This is a genomic window from Streptomyces sp. SA15, from assembly GCF_002291145.1.
GTDB lineage: Bacteria > Actinomycetota > Actinomycetes > Streptomycetales > Streptomycetaceae > Streptomyces.
On the sequence record NZ_NTGE01000044.1, the window covers coordinates 15,076 to 30,768 of the forward strand.

Annotated in this window: 14 protein-coding genes and 5 pseudogenes; 6 read left to right on the forward strand and 13 right to left on the reverse strand. The window is 68.3% G+C overall.

Annotation, left to right across the window (positions count from 1 at the left end; all coding sequences use genetic code 11):
* Window positions 1-152 precede the first annotated feature (152 nt).
* Both CLM62_RS08435 and CLM62_RS08440 read left to right on the forward strand, forming a co-directional pair.
* Window positions 153-430: pseudogene (locus tag CLM62_RS08435) on the forward strand (MarR family winged helix-turn-helix transcriptional regulator); the annotation flags it as partial.
* Window positions 431-513: 83 nt separating this feature from the next.
* Window positions 514-786: pseudogene (locus tag CLM62_RS08440) on the forward strand (polysaccharide deacetylase family protein); the annotation flags it as partial.
* 82 nt (window positions 787-868) lie between these two features.
* On the opposite strand, the gene CLM62_RS08445 reads toward CLM62_RS08440, so the two are convergent.
* Together CLM62_RS08445 and CLM62_RS08450 are read right to left on the reverse strand one after the other, a co-directional pair.
* Complete coding sequence (locus CLM62_RS08445) at window positions 869-1,762, reverse strand: alpha/beta hydrolase (RefSeq protein ID WP_095749233.1); 894 nt, start codon at window positions 1,760-1,762, stop codon at window positions 869-871.
* Window positions 1,763-1,939: 177 nt separating this feature from the next.
* On the reverse strand, window positions 1,940-2,413 hold the full coding sequence (locus tag CLM62_RS08450; protein WP_095749234.1) for an Lrp/AsnC family transcriptional regulator: 474 nt from the start codon (window positions 2,411-2,413) through the stop codon (window positions 1,940-1,942).
* Here CLM62_RS08450 and CLM62_RS51250 point away from each other — a divergent pair.
* Entirely contained in the window at window positions 2,412-2,546 is a 135-nt protein-coding gene (locus CLM62_RS51250; RefSeq protein WP_257003737.1) for a hypothetical protein, read from the forward strand. The two genes, CLM62_RS08450 and CLM62_RS51250, sit on opposite strands and share 2 nt — an antisense overlap.
* 98 nt (window positions 2,547-2,644) lie before the next feature.
* Here CLM62_RS51250 and CLM62_RS08455 read toward each other — a convergent pair whose 3' ends face one another.
* The 7 genes and pseudogenes from CLM62_RS08455 to CLM62_RS08480 form a co-directional block, all read right to left on the reverse strand.
* Window positions 2,645-2,965, reverse strand: a complete 321-nt coding sequence (locus tag CLM62_RS08455; protein ID WP_095749235.1) for a hypothetical protein — start codon at window positions 2,963-2,965, stop codon at window positions 2,645-2,647.
* 296 nt (window positions 2,966-3,261) lie between these two features.
* Window positions 3,262-3,669, reverse strand: a pseudogene (locus tag CLM62_RS51255) (ricin-type beta-trefoil lectin domain protein); the annotation flags it as partial.
* Window positions 3,670-3,834: 165 nt separating this feature from the next.
* A pseudogene (locus CLM62_RS52650) lies at window positions 3,835-4,611 on the reverse strand (dienelactone hydrolase family protein); the annotation flags it as partial.
* A gap of 324 nt (window positions 4,612-4,935) precedes the next feature.
* Window positions 4,936-5,949, reverse strand: a complete 1,014-nt coding sequence (locus CLM62_RS08465) for a glycoside hydrolase family 5 protein (protein ID WP_095749237.1) — start codon at window positions 5,947-5,949, stop codon at window positions 4,936-4,938.
* 44 nt (window positions 5,950-5,993) lie between these two features.
* Window positions 5,994-6,951: pseudogene (locus tag CLM62_RS08470) on the reverse strand (GDSL-type esterase/lipase family protein).
* 460 nt (window positions 6,952-7,411) lie between these two features.
* Complete coding sequence (locus CLM62_RS08475) at window positions 7,412-7,786, reverse strand: MFS transporter (RefSeq protein ID WP_095749238.1); 375 nt, start codon at window positions 7,784-7,786, stop codon at window positions 7,412-7,414.
* Complete coding sequence (locus tag CLM62_RS08480) at window positions 7,786-8,403, reverse strand: TetR/AcrR family transcriptional regulator (protein ID WP_095749239.1); 618 nt, start codon at window positions 8,401-8,403, stop codon at window positions 7,786-7,788. The genes CLM62_RS08475 and CLM62_RS08480 overlap by 1 nt, the downstream gene beginning before the upstream one ends.
* Before the next feature lie 121 nt (window positions 8,404-8,524).
* Between CLM62_RS08480 and CLM62_RS08485 the strand changes: the two genes are divergently transcribed.
* Together CLM62_RS08485 and CLM62_RS08490 are read left to right on the forward strand one after the other, a co-directional pair.
* Window positions 8,525-9,091, forward strand: a complete 567-nt coding sequence (locus CLM62_RS08485; protein ID WP_095749240.1) for an isochorismatase family protein — start codon at window positions 8,525-8,527, stop codon at window positions 9,089-9,091.
* A 659-nt stretch (window positions 9,092-9,750) separates the two neighbouring features.
* A complete protein-coding gene (locus CLM62_RS08490) occupies window positions 9,751-11,184 on the forward strand; it encodes a glycoside hydrolase family 43 protein (RefSeq protein WP_095749241.1) in 1,434 nt (477 codons plus the stop codon).
* Window positions 11,185-11,647: 463 nt separating this feature from the next.
* Here CLM62_RS08490 and CLM62_RS08495 read toward each other — a convergent pair whose 3' ends face one another.
* Together CLM62_RS08495 and CLM62_RS08500 are read right to left on the reverse strand one after the other, a co-directional pair.
* Complete coding sequence (locus CLM62_RS08495) at window positions 11,648-12,628, reverse strand: NmrA family NAD(P)-binding protein (protein WP_179382003.1); 981 nt, start codon at window positions 12,626-12,628, stop codon at window positions 11,648-11,650.
* Between the two features lie 95 nt (window positions 12,629-12,723).
* Window positions 12,724-13,539 (reverse strand): oxidoreductase, encoded by an 816-nt coding sequence (locus CLM62_RS08500; protein ID WP_095749242.1) that lies wholly within the window; start codon window positions 13,537-13,539, stop codon window positions 12,724-12,726.
* 93 nt (window positions 13,540-13,632) lie between these two features.
* Here CLM62_RS08500 and CLM62_RS08505 point away from each other — a divergent pair, with 93 nt between their 5' ends.
* Window positions 13,633-14,157, forward strand: coding sequence for a TetR/AcrR family transcriptional regulator (locus CLM62_RS08505; RefSeq protein ID WP_179382005.1), 525 nt, complete (start codon window positions 13,633-13,635; stop codon window positions 14,155-14,157).
* Between the two features lie 25 nt (window positions 14,158-14,182).
* Here the strand turns inward: CLM62_RS08505 and CLM62_RS08510 are convergent, their stop codons facing one another.
* Complete coding sequence (locus tag CLM62_RS08510; RefSeq protein WP_095749243.1) at window positions 14,183-14,752, reverse strand: TetR/AcrR family transcriptional regulator; 570 nt, start codon at window positions 14,750-14,752, stop codon at window positions 14,183-14,185.
* 95 nt (window positions 14,753-14,847) lie between these two features.
* Entirely contained in the window at window positions 14,848-15,681 is an 834-nt protein-coding gene (locus tag CLM62_RS49865; protein WP_179382006.1) for a hypothetical protein, read from the reverse strand.
* Window positions 15,682-15,693: the final 12 nt, after the last annotated feature.

The window sequence follows — 15,693 nt, forward strand, 5'->3', positions numbered from 1 at the left end:
AGGCCGCTCCGGCCGGAGGGGAATCGCGCGCGGATCAGCTCGAACGGCGTCGGCCGCATGTCGGCCGCATTCTGCGTCCCTGCCACCGAGGTCCGGGGCCGCCTCGACGACGCCAGTTCCGCGTGACGAAGCTGGATCGATGACACGGGACAGAGGCCGGGATCTCCAAGGGCACGCTCACCGGGGTTGCCCGGACGCTGGAAAGGTGTGGGCTTGTACAGAGAGCCGATCACCCCACCGACGGCAGGCTGGTGCTTCTGAGCCTGACAGATCAAGGTGAGGAGCTGAAGCGGCGCGTCTTTCCGGCGTTCAACGAGGAGGAAGCTTCGTCACGGGGCAGCTTAGCGATGAGCAGTGCGGCATCGTCGCTGCCGGGCTGCGTCAGGTGGTGCTGCAAGAAGGTCAAGTGCATCGCGCTGACCTTCGACGACGGACCGGCGGCGCCGGAGACCGCGGCCTGCTGACCACCTCGCGGAGTACAAGGCGCGCGCCACCTTCTTCACCACCGGCCAGAACGTCGCCGCCCACCCCGAGCTGGTGCGCGCCGAAGCGAAAGCCGGACACGAGGTCGGCAACCACTCCTGGAACCACCCCGATCTCACCAACCTCACCCCCGAGCAGGTCGCCTCCCATCTCAACCGCACCAGCGCGGCCATCAAGGCCGAGGTCTTCGGCCTGTTCCGGCTCGCGGTGATCGCCCAGCAGATCTATCACCGCTCCCCCCACACACAAGAAGACCCGCAACCTGGCCTTCCGGCACCTGCGGCTTGCCGTCCACTACCTTGACCGACGCTGCCGTTCGGTCATTCGCCGCACCGGTCGCTGAGAAGCCGCCGGAACCGCGTTCATCTGCCTCGACTGGCCGGCCTCAGACGCTGAGTGCGGTGCGCAAGGTGGAGGCCATCACGTCGATGGCTGCTTTTCCCGCCGGTACCGGACCGATATGGGTGAAGTAGTGATCGACTCCCTCAAAGACACGGTGGATGACCGGAACGCCTGCGGCCTCCAGAGCCTTGGCGTAGGCGTCGCCCTCGTCACGCAGGCGGTCGTTCTCCGCGGTGATGACCAGGGCGGGAGGGAGCCCGGCGAGGTCATCGGCCAGTGCGGGCGAGACGAGGGAGTCGGCACGGTCGGCGGGGTCGGGGACGTAGGCGGCGGTGAAGACCCGCATGAGCTGGGGGCTGAGCAGCGGCTTGGCGATGAGGGACTGCTTGGTGGCCGGGTCGGCGAGTTGGTCGAGCGGTGCGGAGTCGATGATCTGGAGCCGGGGCGAGAAGGTGCCGCGGTCCCGGGCCATGCGGCAGACCGCGGCCGTCAGGTTGGCCCCGGCGCTGTGTCCGCCCACGGCGAGGCGCGAGCCGTCCCAGTCGTGGGCGGGGCCGTTCTCGGCGACCCACGCGGTGACGTCGTACGCCTGGGTGACGGGCACCGGAAACTGCCGCTGCGGGGCGACGGCGTAGTCCACGTTGATCACGACACAGCCGGCCGTGGCGGCTATGTAACGGCAGATGTGGTCGTCCTGCTCCGGGCGGCCGACCACGAAACCACCGCCGTGGAAGTTGACATACACGGGGGCAGGAGTTCTGGTGTCGGCCGGCGGGCGGTAGACCGTGCAAGGCACCGGGCCGGCGCCGGTCTCCACCCGGAGGGCTTCGGCGCGCTTCGGGATGTCCGTAAAGCGCAGGTCCTTGTGGACGCGCGCCATCATGCGACCGAGCAGCAGTTGGATCCCTCTGGCCTGGATTCTGGGGCTCAATGGCATGGCTTGATCACCATTCTTACAATGTTGAAGTAACAGGATTCCTGATAATGGATGCTCGCCACTCTTCGCGCAATGGGCAGACACGAGCCGACCTCCACCAGCCGGATGGCACGCTCATCCGGCGCCGTGTGAAAGCTCCACGTCCGTCCGGCTGCACCGGACGGCTGCGCCATCCGCTCATCGACCACGCGGTGGGACGTGCGGCGGCCGGGCACGCAGGAGTCCGGCGCGTTTGGCGGTGTTCAGGATCGGTGTGGTCTCCACGGCAACGATGTCCTGTAGGGCGCCGAGGGAGTCGGTGAGCAGGTCTTGGAGGGCGTGGAGGTCGATCGCGGCCACGGTGGCCGGCAGGTTGGCGGGTCCGGTGGTGGCGGCGGTGAACCGGATCTGGGTGTTGTGGCTGAGGGCCTGTGCGGTCCGGTCGAGGGCGTGGAGGGCCAGGGTGATCCACAGCTGGGCTTCGGCATGGACGCCGAGGAGGGCCAGGTCCACCTCGGCAGCCAGCCGTACGGCGCGGCCCGCGAGGCGCTCGGTGCGACGGCGGATGGTGAGCGCGGTGCTGTCGACCTGCCGGGCCAGTTCGGTGTAGGGGGCCCGCCCGTCGGACTCCAGGGCGGCCGCCGGAGCCCAACTCCTGCGCCGCCCCGCCATGCTCGCCCCTGGCACGCCCGCCGACCTGGTCGCCTACCCCGCCGACCCGCTCACCTGTCCCGCCGCCGACCTCCTCGACCTCTCCCCCACCCTCACCGTGATCGGCAGCGACATCGTTCACTGCGGCCTCTAAGGCACGAGCCCGGACTGGACAGCCGCCCCCGTAGGTGTCAACTTGCCGGGACTCCAGGCAATTTTGTTCTTCCAGGCGCTGACCCGGTCGACGTCAGGTCAGAGGTCTCCGCACGGTTCGGCCCAGATGTCCGGAGGGACGGTTCCGATGGAGCGGCCGTGGTGGTCGAGGAGATGGCCCAACAGCTTCTCGTACCGCATGGTGATCACCCGTTCGACGATGTCGAGGTCGGGGTGCGCGGCGGCCAGGTGAGTTTCGAAGCGGAGGACGTCGGCCACCGAATGCAGGTTGGCCTGCAGAATGAGGTTGTTGGGGCCGCTGATCGCGGCGCAGTTGCGCGTCTCCGGCAGCCGGATCAGGGCGTGTCCGAGGTCTGGCAGGTCCGCCGGTGCGGCTCTGGCCCAGAAGGTGGCCGACACGGGCCGCCCGTCACCGCGTCGTCGTCAGCGGGACCGTCGGACGGGGAATCCGCGCTTGCGAAGGGGGCGGAGGTTACGGGTCGAGTGGCCCGCAATAGTGATCGGAGAGACACGGCTTGGACCAGCTGATACTTCCCAGGTGGACCTGCTCCGCTCCCCGTTCCCCGTTGGTCGAGACAGTCAGGACGGGTGCGCAGCCTTCGCCACTCGTGCCGGACACCACGGTGTTGAAGCCGGAGTGCCGGGTGCCCGGCACTCCGGTTTCAGCCGTCCTCAGGTACCGGCTCCGGCCTGCTTCACCGGAGGGCCCACTGCTGGTTGGACCCGCCGTTGCAGGTCCACAGGACCACTGGGGTGCCGTTGGCCGTGCCGGCGTTGTACGCGTCCAGGCACAGGCCGCACCCTACGCTGGTGATGGTGCCGTTGGCGTTGACGTTCCAGCGTTGGTTGGTTCCTCCGTGGCAGTCCCAGATGATGGCTCGTGTGCCGGGGGAGGTGCCGGAGCCCTCGGCGTCCAGGCACTTGCCGCCGTACACGCGCAGTTCCGCGGTGTCGGTGCGTGCCCACTTCTGGTTGGCGCTGTCCGAGCAGTCCGACAGCTGGACCTGGGTGCCGTTGGTCTGCGACGAATTGGGTATGTCCAGGCAGCGGCCGGACCCGGCGCCGACGACCTGTCCGCCGCTCGGCGGCGGGGTCGTCCCGCCCGGCGGCACGTACGGACACTTGGTCCGGGACCGGGAGATGTTGCTGGAGTCCGCCGGCGACGGGCACAGGAACTGGGTGTAGCGGGTGTCGTTGTCGAGGAAGATCTTCAGCCAGGGGATCATACGGCGCGTCACGTTCGAGTTCCCCCAGGTGGGGAAGCCGTGGCCGCCGCTGGTGAGCTCGATGAAGGCACTCTGCGTGGCCGCCGGTATGCCGGCGTAGAGGCCGTCGAGGTAGGACGGGGTGACGGTGCCGTCGTCCCGAGCGCCCATGATCATCGTCGGGACCCGCAGAGTGGACAGGTTCTGTGAGGGAGAGAACGGCGCGAGCGGCACGGCGGCCTTCAGCGACGGCCGCCGCTCGGCCGCGCTGATGGCGCCGCCACCCCCCATGGAGTGCCCGATCACACCCAGTCGGCCGGCGTCGACGCGGTCGCGCACCGGGCTCTTCTGGGTGAGGTAGTCCAGCGCGGCGAGCAGTTGGGTTCCGCGGGCGGTGTCGTAGTCGTTGGGGCTGTTGGTGTCGATGCCGATGACGACGAACCCGAAGGAGGCGAGCCAGTGCCCCATCCAGGCACCTTCGGCGTCCCACCGGGCGGTGTAGCCGGGCACGGCCGCGACCGCGCCCCAGGTGCCCAGGCTGGTGTCTGTCGGGTAGTAGATCCGCCCGCCGTTGAACCCGTTGCCCGGCGCCACACTCATCTCTGCGGTGGCGAACGTGCCCCGCTGGGCCGCGACACTGCTCACCGTGGGGTCCGGACCCCGCTGGTAGGAGCTCTCCCGAGCCGACGCCGGCTGCATCGAGACCAGCGCGGCGACCAGCCCGATCACGGCCGCGACCGCTGCCGCCCGCAGTCCGACCAGCCCGCTCCTCGGCCGGAGTCTCGCCCGCCTCGTTCCGGTGCCCTCGGGCACCGGGATATCAGTGGTGTGCATATGCATTGTCCGTTCCTCCAAGTCCTTGACGTGTTCGCAGACGTCGTATCGGCAGGGGCGGCGAATCACCTGATGGCACACTCATGACAGGCCACAGGCCACAGGCCACAGTGCGAAGAGGGTGACCTCTGGAAGCCGCCGGTCCGCTCGTTCGTCACCTGCAGCCGACGCCGCAGACCGCCTACGGCCGAGGTGTACGACACCCTCGGCGCGAGGCCGGCGAGGGCATGCCGGAGGTGCCGATCGTGCGGACGGCAGCGGCTGAGGTCAGCTCGGCCCCATGCCCCATGCCGAGACCGCCTCCCGTACGGCGGTCTCCCGGGAGTGGTGTCATCGCCCGGAGTAGACCGCGGCCTCCTTCGACGTGGCGGCTATGCCGTTCGCGCCGTTGAAGATCCGCTGTCCCCAGGAGGTGAGACGGCTCGGGTCGAAGCTCGTCACCATGTCCAGGTACCCGACGTCGCTGCTGTTGCCGCTCCAGGACCAGCCGAGGTAGCCGAGGCCGAGCCGCTGGGTGGTGGCCAGGATGGCGTCCTCGTCGGGGTTGCCGTCGGAGTGGTTGTGGCCGAACTCGCCTACGACGATGGGGAGTTTGGCGGCGACGAAGCGGTTCAGGTAGTCATTCACCTTGGCGGCCGTGTTGAAGACGCCGTACATGTGGACGGAGAAGACCGTGTTGCGGTCGGGGTCGGCAGCGAAGACCGAGGCCGCGTTGTCCCGCATGGTGAAGGCCCAGTCCTGGCCCCAGTTGGGCGCGTCCACCATGAGCGTGTGGTTGAACCCGGCGTTCCGCAGCTTCTGGATGGCCGCTTTGGTGTCGGCCGTCCAGCGCGCGGAATTGTTGTTGCCGTATGGCTCGTTGCCGATGTTGACGATGACGTACTTCTCCTGACCGGCCAGGGCACTCTTCACGCTGATCCAGTAGTCGGCCGCGCGGGAGAGGGTGATCGCTCCGCTCTGGTCGCCGTACCCCGTGGTGTCGTGAACCTCCAGGACGCAGATGAGCCGGTTCTGCTTGCACCGGGAGACGATGCTCGCCACGTCGGCGGTGTCGTTGCGGGTCCAGCGGTCACCGCTGGCGAGGACCACGCGCACGGTGTTGGCACGCTTGGCCTTGATGTGGGCGAAGGAGTTGGTCTGATTCCGGTACCAGGTGTGGGCGTGGTTGACGCCACGCATCACGAAGTCGTTCCCGGACGCCTCCAGTAACCGGCCGTTCTGGACGCGGAAGCCGGTGGGTGCGGCCTGGGCCGGGGCGCCGAAGGCAAGCAAGGGGACGAGGAGGCCCAGGAGAGCGGCCACAACGGCGGCCACTCGTGGGACGGTGCGGGTGCGGGATTTCATGGCGACTCCGAATGGGGGGTGATGGTGCGTCAGGAGGTGGTGGCTCATGCGGTGCAGTTGGCGGCGGGCCCGGGGGTGCCGGCCGTCGCCGGAGTGGCCGCAAGGAAGCCGAGGGTGGCGCTCGCACCCGGGGCCAGGGTGCCGTTCCACGCCGCATTGGCGGCCGTCGTCCCGCCCCGGTAGCCGCCTTTCCAGGAGGAGGCGGCCCGGAGAACGGCCGTACGGGCGGACTTCTCACCGCCCGGGGTTGCCGGGGTTGCGCGGCATGCTCCTGCCGAGGAGAGCACTGAGGGCCGGATACCAGCGGGCAGCGATCTTCTCGTTACCGGAGGCGGAGGGATGCACCCCGTCGTAGGTGTCGGTCGCGGTGCTGAAGCCCGTCCACTGGTCGACGACCGTCACGGGAGAACGGCTGGTGCTCGTCGCCCGCGCCCAGGCGGGAATCCGCGCGTTGAGGTCGACGACACGCTGTGCGCAGCCGGTGCAGTTGGCGGGGTTCATCGGGATCAACTGCGCGACAAGGACCTTCATGTCCGGGTTGGACGCCCGCATCTGCCGCACCAGCTTGGTGTAGGCGGCCAGGATGCGGTCGGGGGCGATACTGCTCCACACGTCGTTCGTACCGAAGTGCATGACAACGATGTCTGGCCGCGTCGCCGACAGCCGGGCGGGAAGCAGGTTCCGATCCGCCACATTGGTCACCAACTCACCGCCGTGACCTTCGTTGTCACCGTCGAATGCCTGGCCGCAGCCCTGCTGGTTGCGGGTACCGACGAAGTCGATGTCCGTGTATCCATAGCTCCGCAGACGGTTCCACAGCAGTGCCCGCCAGCAGCCTGGTGAGCCGGTGATCGAGTCGCCCAGCGGCATGATGCGCGCGGGGGCCGCGGCACGGCCGGCCGCGGCCGACGATGGGGCCGACGACGCGAGTGTCACGCCGAGCGACAGCAGAAGCGTGGCCAGAAGGATCCACAGGAACGACAACTGCCGAGTGCTGCGCATGATGGTCCCTTCCCTGAGTAGGTGGGAGCGCTCCCAGACATCAAGCCATCGTTGTCATTGCCGCGTCAAGAAAAAGTACGGAGTCCGAGAACTGCTTGTCCGGCCGCCTGCCCTGACGGACCGCCAGGCGTACTCCTGACCATCGCCCGGGAGGAGCACCACGTGCCGGACGTGCGGTTCGATCTGGGGACTGGTCCGGCTGAACGGACTGACGGGCCACATCTCCACGGAAGTACCGCGACGCCGCCAAGGCCGCCCAGACCGTCATCATCGAGGCCCAGCCCAACGATGTCGTCTTCCTGCACGACATCCACTCCACCTCGGTCGCGGGCGTCCCCGAGATCCTGCGCACCCTCACCGCCCGCCTACCACTGCGTCACCGTCAGCCACCTGCGCGCCATGCTGTGACGCAGAGGGACGCAGAGGGTTGGGCCAGGGCGGGCCGACCGGGTCGAGGGGCTCAGGCGGGAGCGCCTCGGTGACGAGCGGTCTCCTGGTCGTCCGGTGCGGCGAGTGGTGTCCTGGGCAGGAGCGCCGCGAGGACCAGGGCCAGCAGCAGCGAGGCCATGGTGATGAGGAAGGAGGTACGGAAGCCGCTCAGGTCCGGTACGGGTGTTCCGTGGAAGTCCATGACCTGGTGGGCGAGCACCGCGGCGACCACCGCGCTGCACACCGATGATCCGATGGAGCGCATGAGGGCGTTCAGCGCGTTGGCCGCACCGGTCCGGGTCGGGTCGACCGCGCTCATGATCAGGGTGGGCAGCGTCGCGGAGGCCAGTCCGACGCCGGCGCCGATCACCGTGCCCGCGACGATCACCTGCCAGACGGCGTCCATCAGGACGAGTCCGGCGCCGCATCCGGCCTGAAGCCGCGTACGAGGGCGCGGAGCCCCGCGCGCCACAGTCGCTCGCCGTCGTCGGCGGGGATGGCCGATGTGCCGCCGAGTTCGAGTCCGGCCAGGCCGTCGCACAATGCGCGGAAGTGCACGGTCGCCTCGCCGGCGCCGGTGGTGCCCAGCAGTCCCGCGGCGGCCAGCCGCGCCACCTTCGCCTTGAGGACGTCAAGGGCGCGGGCGGATGCGGAGCGGACGGTGGGCTGGCTGTGCATGAAGGGGTCCGCCGTGTTCCGGAAGACGATGCGGAACAGGGAAGGGTGCTCGAGGGCGAACCGGCGGATCACCAGGCCCGCCTCGATGAGGTCGTCGTCGGGCGCCGGTGTTTCGGGTAGTTGCTCCATCACCGTGCGCAGCAGGTCGAAGGCGTGGGCCGCCAGCGCGGCGATGAGGCCCTGCTTGGAGCCGAACAGGCTGTAGACGGCGCGGGTGGTCGTGCCGACCTCCGATGCCACCCCCCGGATGGAGATCCCCTCCGGCCCGTCCCGCTGGATGGCGCGCTCCGCCGCCTCGAGGAGGGCTCGGGCGGTGTGTTCGTCGTGCTCTCGTGGGCGTCCCATGTTTGACAGCCTAACGCGACAACGTTACGTTACATCGTATCGAAATGGCTTTGCGGGGCCGTACCACCCCCTGCGGCGCACAGGCGGGCGCGCCCCGTCACGTACGAGAACGGAAACCGAAGTGACACTCTCCACGGTTGACGCCAAGCCCGCCCTGGTCGTGATCGACCTGCAAAAGGGCATCCTCGCCATGCCGGGCGGGGACGACGGCCTGAAGCAGGTCATCCAGCACGCCGCCGAACTGGCCGCCGCCTTCCGCTCCCGCGGTCTGCCGGTGGCGCTGGTGAGCATCCTGGGCGACGCCCCCGGACGCACCGACGTGAGCGGGCCCGCGGACTTCACCCCGCAGCCGGACTTTGCCGACCCGGTCGATGAACTCGCCCCGCAACAGGGTGACATCCGCGTCCTGCGACAGCGGTGGAGCGCCTTCGGCGGCACCACCCTCCACGACGACCTACAGCAGGCCGGCGTCACCCAGGTCGTTCTGGCGGGCGTCGCCACCAGCATCGGCGTGGAATCCTCCGCCCGGACCGCACACGAACACGGCTACAACGTCGTCCTCGCCACCGACGCGATGACCGACATGAACCCCGGCGCCCACCACAACAGCATCCACAACATCTTCCCCCGCCTCGGCGAGACCGCCACCACCACCGAAATCCTGGCCAAGCTCCAGCACACCCGCTGACACAGAAACTCCCCGCTGGTCAACAGCCACTGTCCGGGCGTGGATTATGCCGGGAGAACGCCAACGCAGCCCGAATCACATGACCAACCGCCTAGGCCTTGTGGCGGCGCATTCGCCGACAGCGACCAGCCTTTTCAGGTTCCGCGGACTAGGGATGTCGGAGGTATTGACGCATCCGCTTCCCACATCTAGCGTCTGGCCGATCACACGAACGTTGTTCGATTTATCGGTCAGCGCCGTTACGCCGAAGACCCTTTGACACAAGCGACAACGGGAGTCACATAACAAGACGCCGAAGCAGCACACAGTTTGAAGCACTTCACAGGAGCCGGAAAACCACAGACCGCCTCGCCGCACCTCGTGCACGGCGCTCGGATCAAACGACCGTCCAGGTCGGCCCCGAACCACGACCGCCCCATCCGGGCGACAACCGTGACCTCACCCCACGAGCCGTCACACCACGCACCCGCATTGTGTGCCCCGTGACGCCGTCACCACAGCGAAAAGCACCGCACCAGGAAACCTGCCGCTGGCCGGATCCGGCCCCTTCCGCATCGTGCGGTAGCCGGTCACGTCCCGCCGGCACCGGAACCGGCTTCCCCGCCACCGCGCTTCCCTCTTCACCCGCTGCGGCACTCGCAGAACGACAGGAGATGTAGATGTCTGCGCTTCGCGCCCGACTGTCGGCGATATTGCTCGCCGCCTGCCTCCTCTTCACCGGCCAAGCCCTGACCACACCGCAACCGGCGGCCGCGGCCGATCCGGGCTACCTGATGACGCACTTCATCGGGGAGGGAGCGACCGGTCAGCAGATCTACTTCTCGCACAGCACGGACGGCGTGCGCTGGAACGACCTCAACGGCGGAGGCATGGCCCTGCGCTCCACGGTCGGCACGAAGGGGGTGCGCGACCCGGCCTTGGTCCGCGCCCCGGGCGGCGACAAGTACTGGATCATCGCCACCGACCTGTGCATCGGCTGCGGGCAGACGTGGAACCAGTCCATCAACGACGGCAGCCGCAATCTTGTGGTGTGGGAGTCGGCGGACCTGGTCACCTGGTCGCAGCCGTGGCTGCTCAACGTCGCCGGCGCGATCCCCGACGGCCGCAACGCATGGGCACCGGAAGCGATCTGGAACCCGGCCACCAACGACTACGTCCTGTACTGGGCGACGAACAAGCCCTTCAACGGCGCGACGAAGCACCGCATCTACTACGCGCACACCAGCGACTTCCGCTCCATCACCACCCCGCAGATCTACATCGAGCGACCCGGCAGCCAGGAGATCATCGACACCCAGATCATCGAAGTGCCGACAGGCGTCGGCGACTACCGCTACGTGCGCGCCTCCGGCGACGGCCAGATCACGCTCGAAGGCAGCAACTCGATCCTCGGGGCGTGGACCAGCCTCGGCAACCTCTCGGGCATCGGCCTCACCGGCTCACAGGTCGAAGGCCCGATGTGGATGAAGTTCAACGGCAGCAACACGTGGGCCCTCTACCTCGACCAATATGCCTCCAGCGGCGGTTACATGCCGGTCATGACGACCGACCCGTCCCATCCCGCCACCTACCAGAAGCAGGCGTCGGGAAGCTACAACATGGGCGGGACGAAGAAGCGCCACGGTTCCATCCTGAACCTGACAGCCGCCGAGGAGAGCCGCGTGCAGGCACGCTGGGCCAACACCGCGGCCAGCCGGCTCCAGTCGTACAACTTCCAGGACCGGTACGTGCGCCACACCAACATGGACGTGCGCATCGACCCCAGCGTCAGCCCCGCCGACGACTCCAGGTTCCGGCTGAGGCCCGGCCTCGCGGGCACCGGGACCGTCTCCTTCGAGTCGGTGAACTTCCCCGGGTACTTCCTGCGGCACTCCGGCTTCGACTTCCAACTGGCCTACAACGACGGCACGAGCCGGTTCGCGGCAGACGCCACCTTCCGCCAGGTCGCCGGCCTCGCCGACTCATCCTGGTCCTCGTTCCAGTCGTACAACTTCCCCGACCGGTACATCCGCCACTACGCCTACGAACTCCGCCTCGACCCGATCACCACCACGACGGCCCGCAGCGACGCCACCTTCCGCGTGACGAACTGAGCCGACCGGGATGCCGGCGCCTCCAGGGAGAGCGCCGGCATCTCCTGGCATCCGCCGCCGAACGCCTCACCTGACCGCGTTCCACGCCCGACGACGGCGATGAGGCGCAGGCGCCAGACCGGCCCGGCCCGGCCAGCACCATGACGGCGATGACCAGCCCGAGATTGTCCACGACCAGCCCCCGCTGACGGCCCTGCACCAACTTCACCGGACCGCGGCCGGTCGTGGTAGCGGAGCCCCGGCAGCCACGTGGGCACTCTGCGTATCCGGCGCCTCCAGCGTGGGGTCCGCTAATCGTGCCCGGGGTAGTTGTACGAAGCGCAACGAGCTGATCCACAGGCTCCTCGCCGAGAGCTGTGAGATCTGCGAGACGCGGACGAACCTTGAGGTTCACCACGTCCGCAAGCTCGCCGATCTCAACCGGCCCGGACGCCGCTTGTTCTACTCCGGACCGCTCGGCGGCTCAGGCGGATGCCAGCTTCCGGATGAGCGGGTGGTTCTCCAGTGCCCAGCGCACGGTCTTCGGCGGGCGTCCGAGCAGGGTTTCCAGCTGGTCGGTGACGCCGCGGTAGCCTCCGCCGCCCATCAGCCGGGTCAGGGTCTTCAGGTGCTCGATGGTGTGCGGGAACGCGGCCAGGGGGCCGGCGCTGTCGATGTAGGTCTCGTTCCAGGTCTCGACCTCTACGGGGACGTACGTGACCGGGCGTCCCAGCACGGCCGAGAAGTCTTCCGCGAAGCCGTGCATGTCCTTCAGTTCCGGGCCGTTGAGCTCGTAGGACTTCGAGAGGTGCGGTTCCGGGTCGGCCAGGATCTTCACGCACAGCTCCGCCACGTCGTAACCGGCGATGGGTGCGAGCCGGTGGTCACCGAAGGGCAGGCGCAGTTCACCCTCGCTCAGCGGGCCCAGGGCCAGCCAGGTCATCAGGGGGTTCTCGACGAACATGGCCGCCCGGATGTTCACGGTCGGCAGGCCCGACCACTCCAGCATCCGCTCGGCGACCCAGTGCGCCCGCTGCTGCGGCGACCACTGCGTGATCAGTCCGCCGAGCCAGGCCCGCCGCTCTGGCTCCGGCGCGGTCATCTTCTCGTACGTCATGAACGACTGTTCGTACTCGGAGATGTTGACGAAGACCTCGAGGTCGCCTTGGGCGCGCGCCGCCGCGGCCATCAGGCCGACGGCGTCGGTGTAGTACGGCGACAGGCTCATGCTGAAGTAGATGCGCCGGACGTCCTTCAGCGCGGCGGTCACGTCGGCGATGTTGAGCAGGTCACCGACGAAGACCTCGGCCCCGGCCTGGCGGAGCGCATCGGCGCGTTCGTCGTCCCGGCGCACGAACGCGCGCACCGGGTACCCTTGTTCGAGCAGCATGTCGACCATCGTCCGGCTCACGCCACCGATTTCGCCGGCGGCACCGGTGATCAGGATGGGGTTGCGCTCAGGCATCAAGGTGTCCTCTGTCTGGTTGGGGTGGGTCAGCTGTTCAGAAGGGCCAGGGGAAGTCGTTGATCTGAGTGGCCGCCTCCGGGTGAGCCGGCGCGTCAGCCGGCAAGGCGGTTGATCTTGCGGATCTGCTTGTCGAAGGCCCCGGCCGGTACGAGGCGGCGCAGTGTGCTGACGCGGCCGGCCATGGAGCCGGCGGTGTAGCGCAGCTTCGGCTTGGCGTCGGTCGCTGCCGCGACGATCGTCTTGGCGACGGTGGCGGGAGCGTCGCCGCCCCTGATCGCCTCCGCCATCACGCGGTCGACGGTCTGCCGCTGCCTCGCGTAGGCGTGCAGGGGTGTGTCGGGCTTCGCGCTGTTGGCCTCGAATCCGGTCCGGGTATAGGCGGGTTCGACGAGAAGCGCCCGGACGCCGTGGTCACGGACCTCGTGGTCCAGGGACTCGGTGTAGCCCTCGATCGCGTGCTTGGAGGCGGCGTAGACGGCCATGTACGGCTGGGGCAGGAACCCGAGTACGGACGAGATGTTGATGATGCGTCCACGCCTCTGGGCGCGCATGTGCGGCAGAACCTCGTTCACCATGCGCATGACCCCGAACACGTTGGTGTCGAAGACGGCCTGAGCCTGCTCGACGGAGGTTTCCTCCGCCGCACCCATCGAGCCGACGCCGGCGTTGTTGACCAGGACATCGATCCGCCCGAACCGCTCGCTCACCTCCTGGACCGCGGCGGCGACCGACTGGTCGCTGACCACGTCGAGGCCGACGAACGTCACACCGTCGAGCGCGGTGACGCGTGAGGTGTCACGGCTTGTGCCGACCACGTGGAATCCGGCTGCGACCAGGGCGAGCGCGGTTTCCTTCCCGATGCCGGATGACGCACCCGTCACGATTGCCACCGGCCGATCTGTCGCCATCATGGACTCCCGCACTCGCTCGAAACCGATCGGTTTCCACCACAGTAAACCGATCGGTTTTCGGATGCAAGCTCAAGCGGGGAGAATGACGTCATGGGCAGGATCAGTGCGCAGGAGAGGCGCGAGAGCGTCACCCGCGCGGCGATCGCCGAGTTCGCGATCGCCGGCCACTACGGCACCTCCACCGCTGCGATCGCCAAGCGGGTCGGCGTCACGCAGCCGTATCTCTACCGGCTCTTCCCGGACAAGAAGGCGATCTTCGTCGCCGCTTTGATGCGGAGCGTGAAGGACACCCGCCTGGCATTCGAGACGGCGGCCGACAGGCTGGAGGGCGGCGGACAGGCCCTCCAGACGATGGCGAATGCTTACGCACAACTGATCTCGACGCGCCCCGAAACGCTGCTGATGCAGATGCAGGGATACGTCGCCGTGGCGGCCGCCGAGGCACAGGGTGATGACCTGATCGGCGAGGTCGCCCGGGCCGGCTGGATGAGGATCTGGGAAACCGTGCACCTGTCACTGGGCGCCGATGCCAACAAGGCCACGAGCTTCTTCGCTTGTGGCATGCTCCGCAACGCCCTTACGGCCATCAGGCTTCCCCCGGATGCCGGGCGGTGAGGGGGCGCTCCGAAAATGCGATGCGTCAGCGCACGCCTGCCGCGTCGAGCAGGGTGGTCACCGTGGGCGCGACGAGCCCGGTCAGGTTGTCGGCCTGGATACCCGCGCGGGCACTGGCGCCGTCGAAGACCATGCTGAGCTGCCGGGCCAGCAGGTCGGGATCGCTCGCCCCGCCGCGTTCGGCCTCGGCACGGAAGAAGGCCGTCAGGTTCTCCTTGACCCGATGGGCCACCTGGCTCGCGGGGTGACTCTGGTCCTTGACTTCGATCTGCACGGCCAGGTATCGGCAGCCTCCGAACTCGGGTGCCCCTGCCTGCGATTCCACCTGCTCGAAGACGTGCAGGATCCGCTCGCGGGGTGACCGGCCGTCGTCCGCCGCGGGCAGAAGAGTGGCCACGTAGGCGGAGGCGCGCTCCTTCAGGCTTACTGCCAGGAGTTCGTCCTTGCTCTCGAACAGCTGGTACATGGAGCGCTTCGACACGCCCGCCGCCTTGCACAGCGCCTCGACGCCGATGCTGACGCCGTCTCGGTAGGTGAGCGTGGCCGCCGCCTCCAGCAGCCGCTCCCTGGGGCTTGGTTTCACTTCGGTGGTCATACCGGGAGGTTAACCCGAAGCGGACGAAATGAAAACCGATCGGTTTCCAGGGGGGTTCCGGGCAGAGGCTCGGCGACGACCTGGGGGAAAGACCGTCACCGAGCCATGACAGTGTGCGCGCCTGCCGTCCCCGGCAGGTGACACACACCGGGGCCCGTTAGACAGCGCCGAATACCCAGGCCGCATGGGTAGCTGTTGCGCAAGCGGCGTGTTGGTGAGCACGGGCGGGAGGGCGAGCGCGCGGGTTTCGCGCCAGTCCCGGTGGTAGCTGGTGCGACTGACGATCTGGCCGCCTCCGGTGAAGAACAGCCGCGTCGTGCGCATGGTGAGACGGCATTGCCCTCGAAGGTGACCGACACCCGGGCCGTGGTGCCCTCGACTCCGGTGATCCTGGCGCTCGTGGCGCCCTCGGTGGCGTCGAGCCGCTCGGCGTACGCCTTCAGTGCCGCGCCCTGATCCTTCGAGGTCCCGTCGAACTTCAGTACGAGCAACGAGTCGATGGACTTCACCACGTCGCCGTCGAAGTCGTGCTCCATGGCGTTGAAGGCCTGGCGGCCCTCGGAACTGCTCGGCAGCTGCTGCGCGTTGATGGAGCCGAACTTGATCCGCATGACCGGCGCGCCAAGCGTCAGCAACTGGCCCACCGAGCCCACCACCACGACGGCCCGGCGCCACATCAGGCCGTGCCCGAGCCGGTACCAGGCACACTCGCCCGCCACCGTCGACCGCACGGCCTTCTTGCGGCGGCGCAGCGGCAAGGCATTGGCCTTCCGGCAGAGAACGACGGGCATCGCGGGCAGCGCGACAGTCGAACAGCTGATACACCGAACGCTTCGATACCCCGGCAGCGCGGCGACGTCGGGCAACCGGTTACGCGTCCAGACAGCACTGGCGGTCGGCGCGGGCGTCCGCGTTGTCGGATCGGTCACAGGTCAGAGGCT

Excerpts from the sequence above, each read along its gene's own strand:
- CLM62_RS08445 (WP_095749233.1), bottom strand. The coding sequence starts at position 1,762 with ATGCCATTGAGCCCCAGAATCCAGGCCAGAGGGATCCAACTGCTGCTC.
- CLM62_RS51250 (WP_257003737.1), top strand. The coding sequence starts at position 2,412 with ATGCTCGCCCCTGGCACGCCCGCCGACCTGGTCGCCTACCCCGCCGAC.
- CLM62_RS08450 (WP_095749234.1), bottom strand. The coding sequence starts at position 2,413 with ATGGCGGGGCGGCGCAGGAGTTGGGCTCCGGCGGCCGCCCTGGAGTCC.
- CLM62_RS08465 (WP_095749237.1), bottom strand. The coding sequence starts at position 5,949 with ATGAAATCCCGCACCCGCACCGTCCCACGAGTGGCCGCCGTTGTGGCC.
- CLM62_RS08475 (WP_095749238.1), bottom strand. The coding sequence starts at position 7,786 with ATGGACGCCGTCTGGCAGGTGATCGTCGCGGGCACGGTGATCGGCGCC.
- CLM62_RS08480 (WP_095749239.1), bottom strand. The coding sequence starts at position 8,403 with ATGGGACGCCCACGAGAGCACGACGAACACACCGCCCGAGCCCTCCTC.
- CLM62_RS08490 (WP_095749241.1), top strand. The coding sequence starts at position 9,751 with ATGTCTGCGCTTCGCGCCCGACTGTCGGCGATATTGCTCGCCGCCTGC.
- CLM62_RS08495 (WP_179382003.1), bottom strand. The coding sequence starts at position 12,628 with ATGCCTGAGCGCAACCCCATCCTGATCACCGGTGCCGCCGGCGAAATC.
- CLM62_RS08500 (WP_095749242.1), bottom strand. The coding sequence starts at position 13,539 with ATGGCGACAGATCGGCCGGTGGCAATCGTGACGGGTGCGTCATCCGGC.
- CLM62_RS08505 (WP_179382005.1), top strand. The coding sequence starts at position 13,633 with ATGGGCAGGATCAGTGCGCAGGAGAGGCGCGAGAGCGTCACCCGCGCG.
- CLM62_RS08510 (WP_095749243.1), bottom strand. The coding sequence starts at position 14,752 with ATGACCACCGAAGTGAAACCAAGCCCCAGGGAGCGGCTGCTGGAGGCG.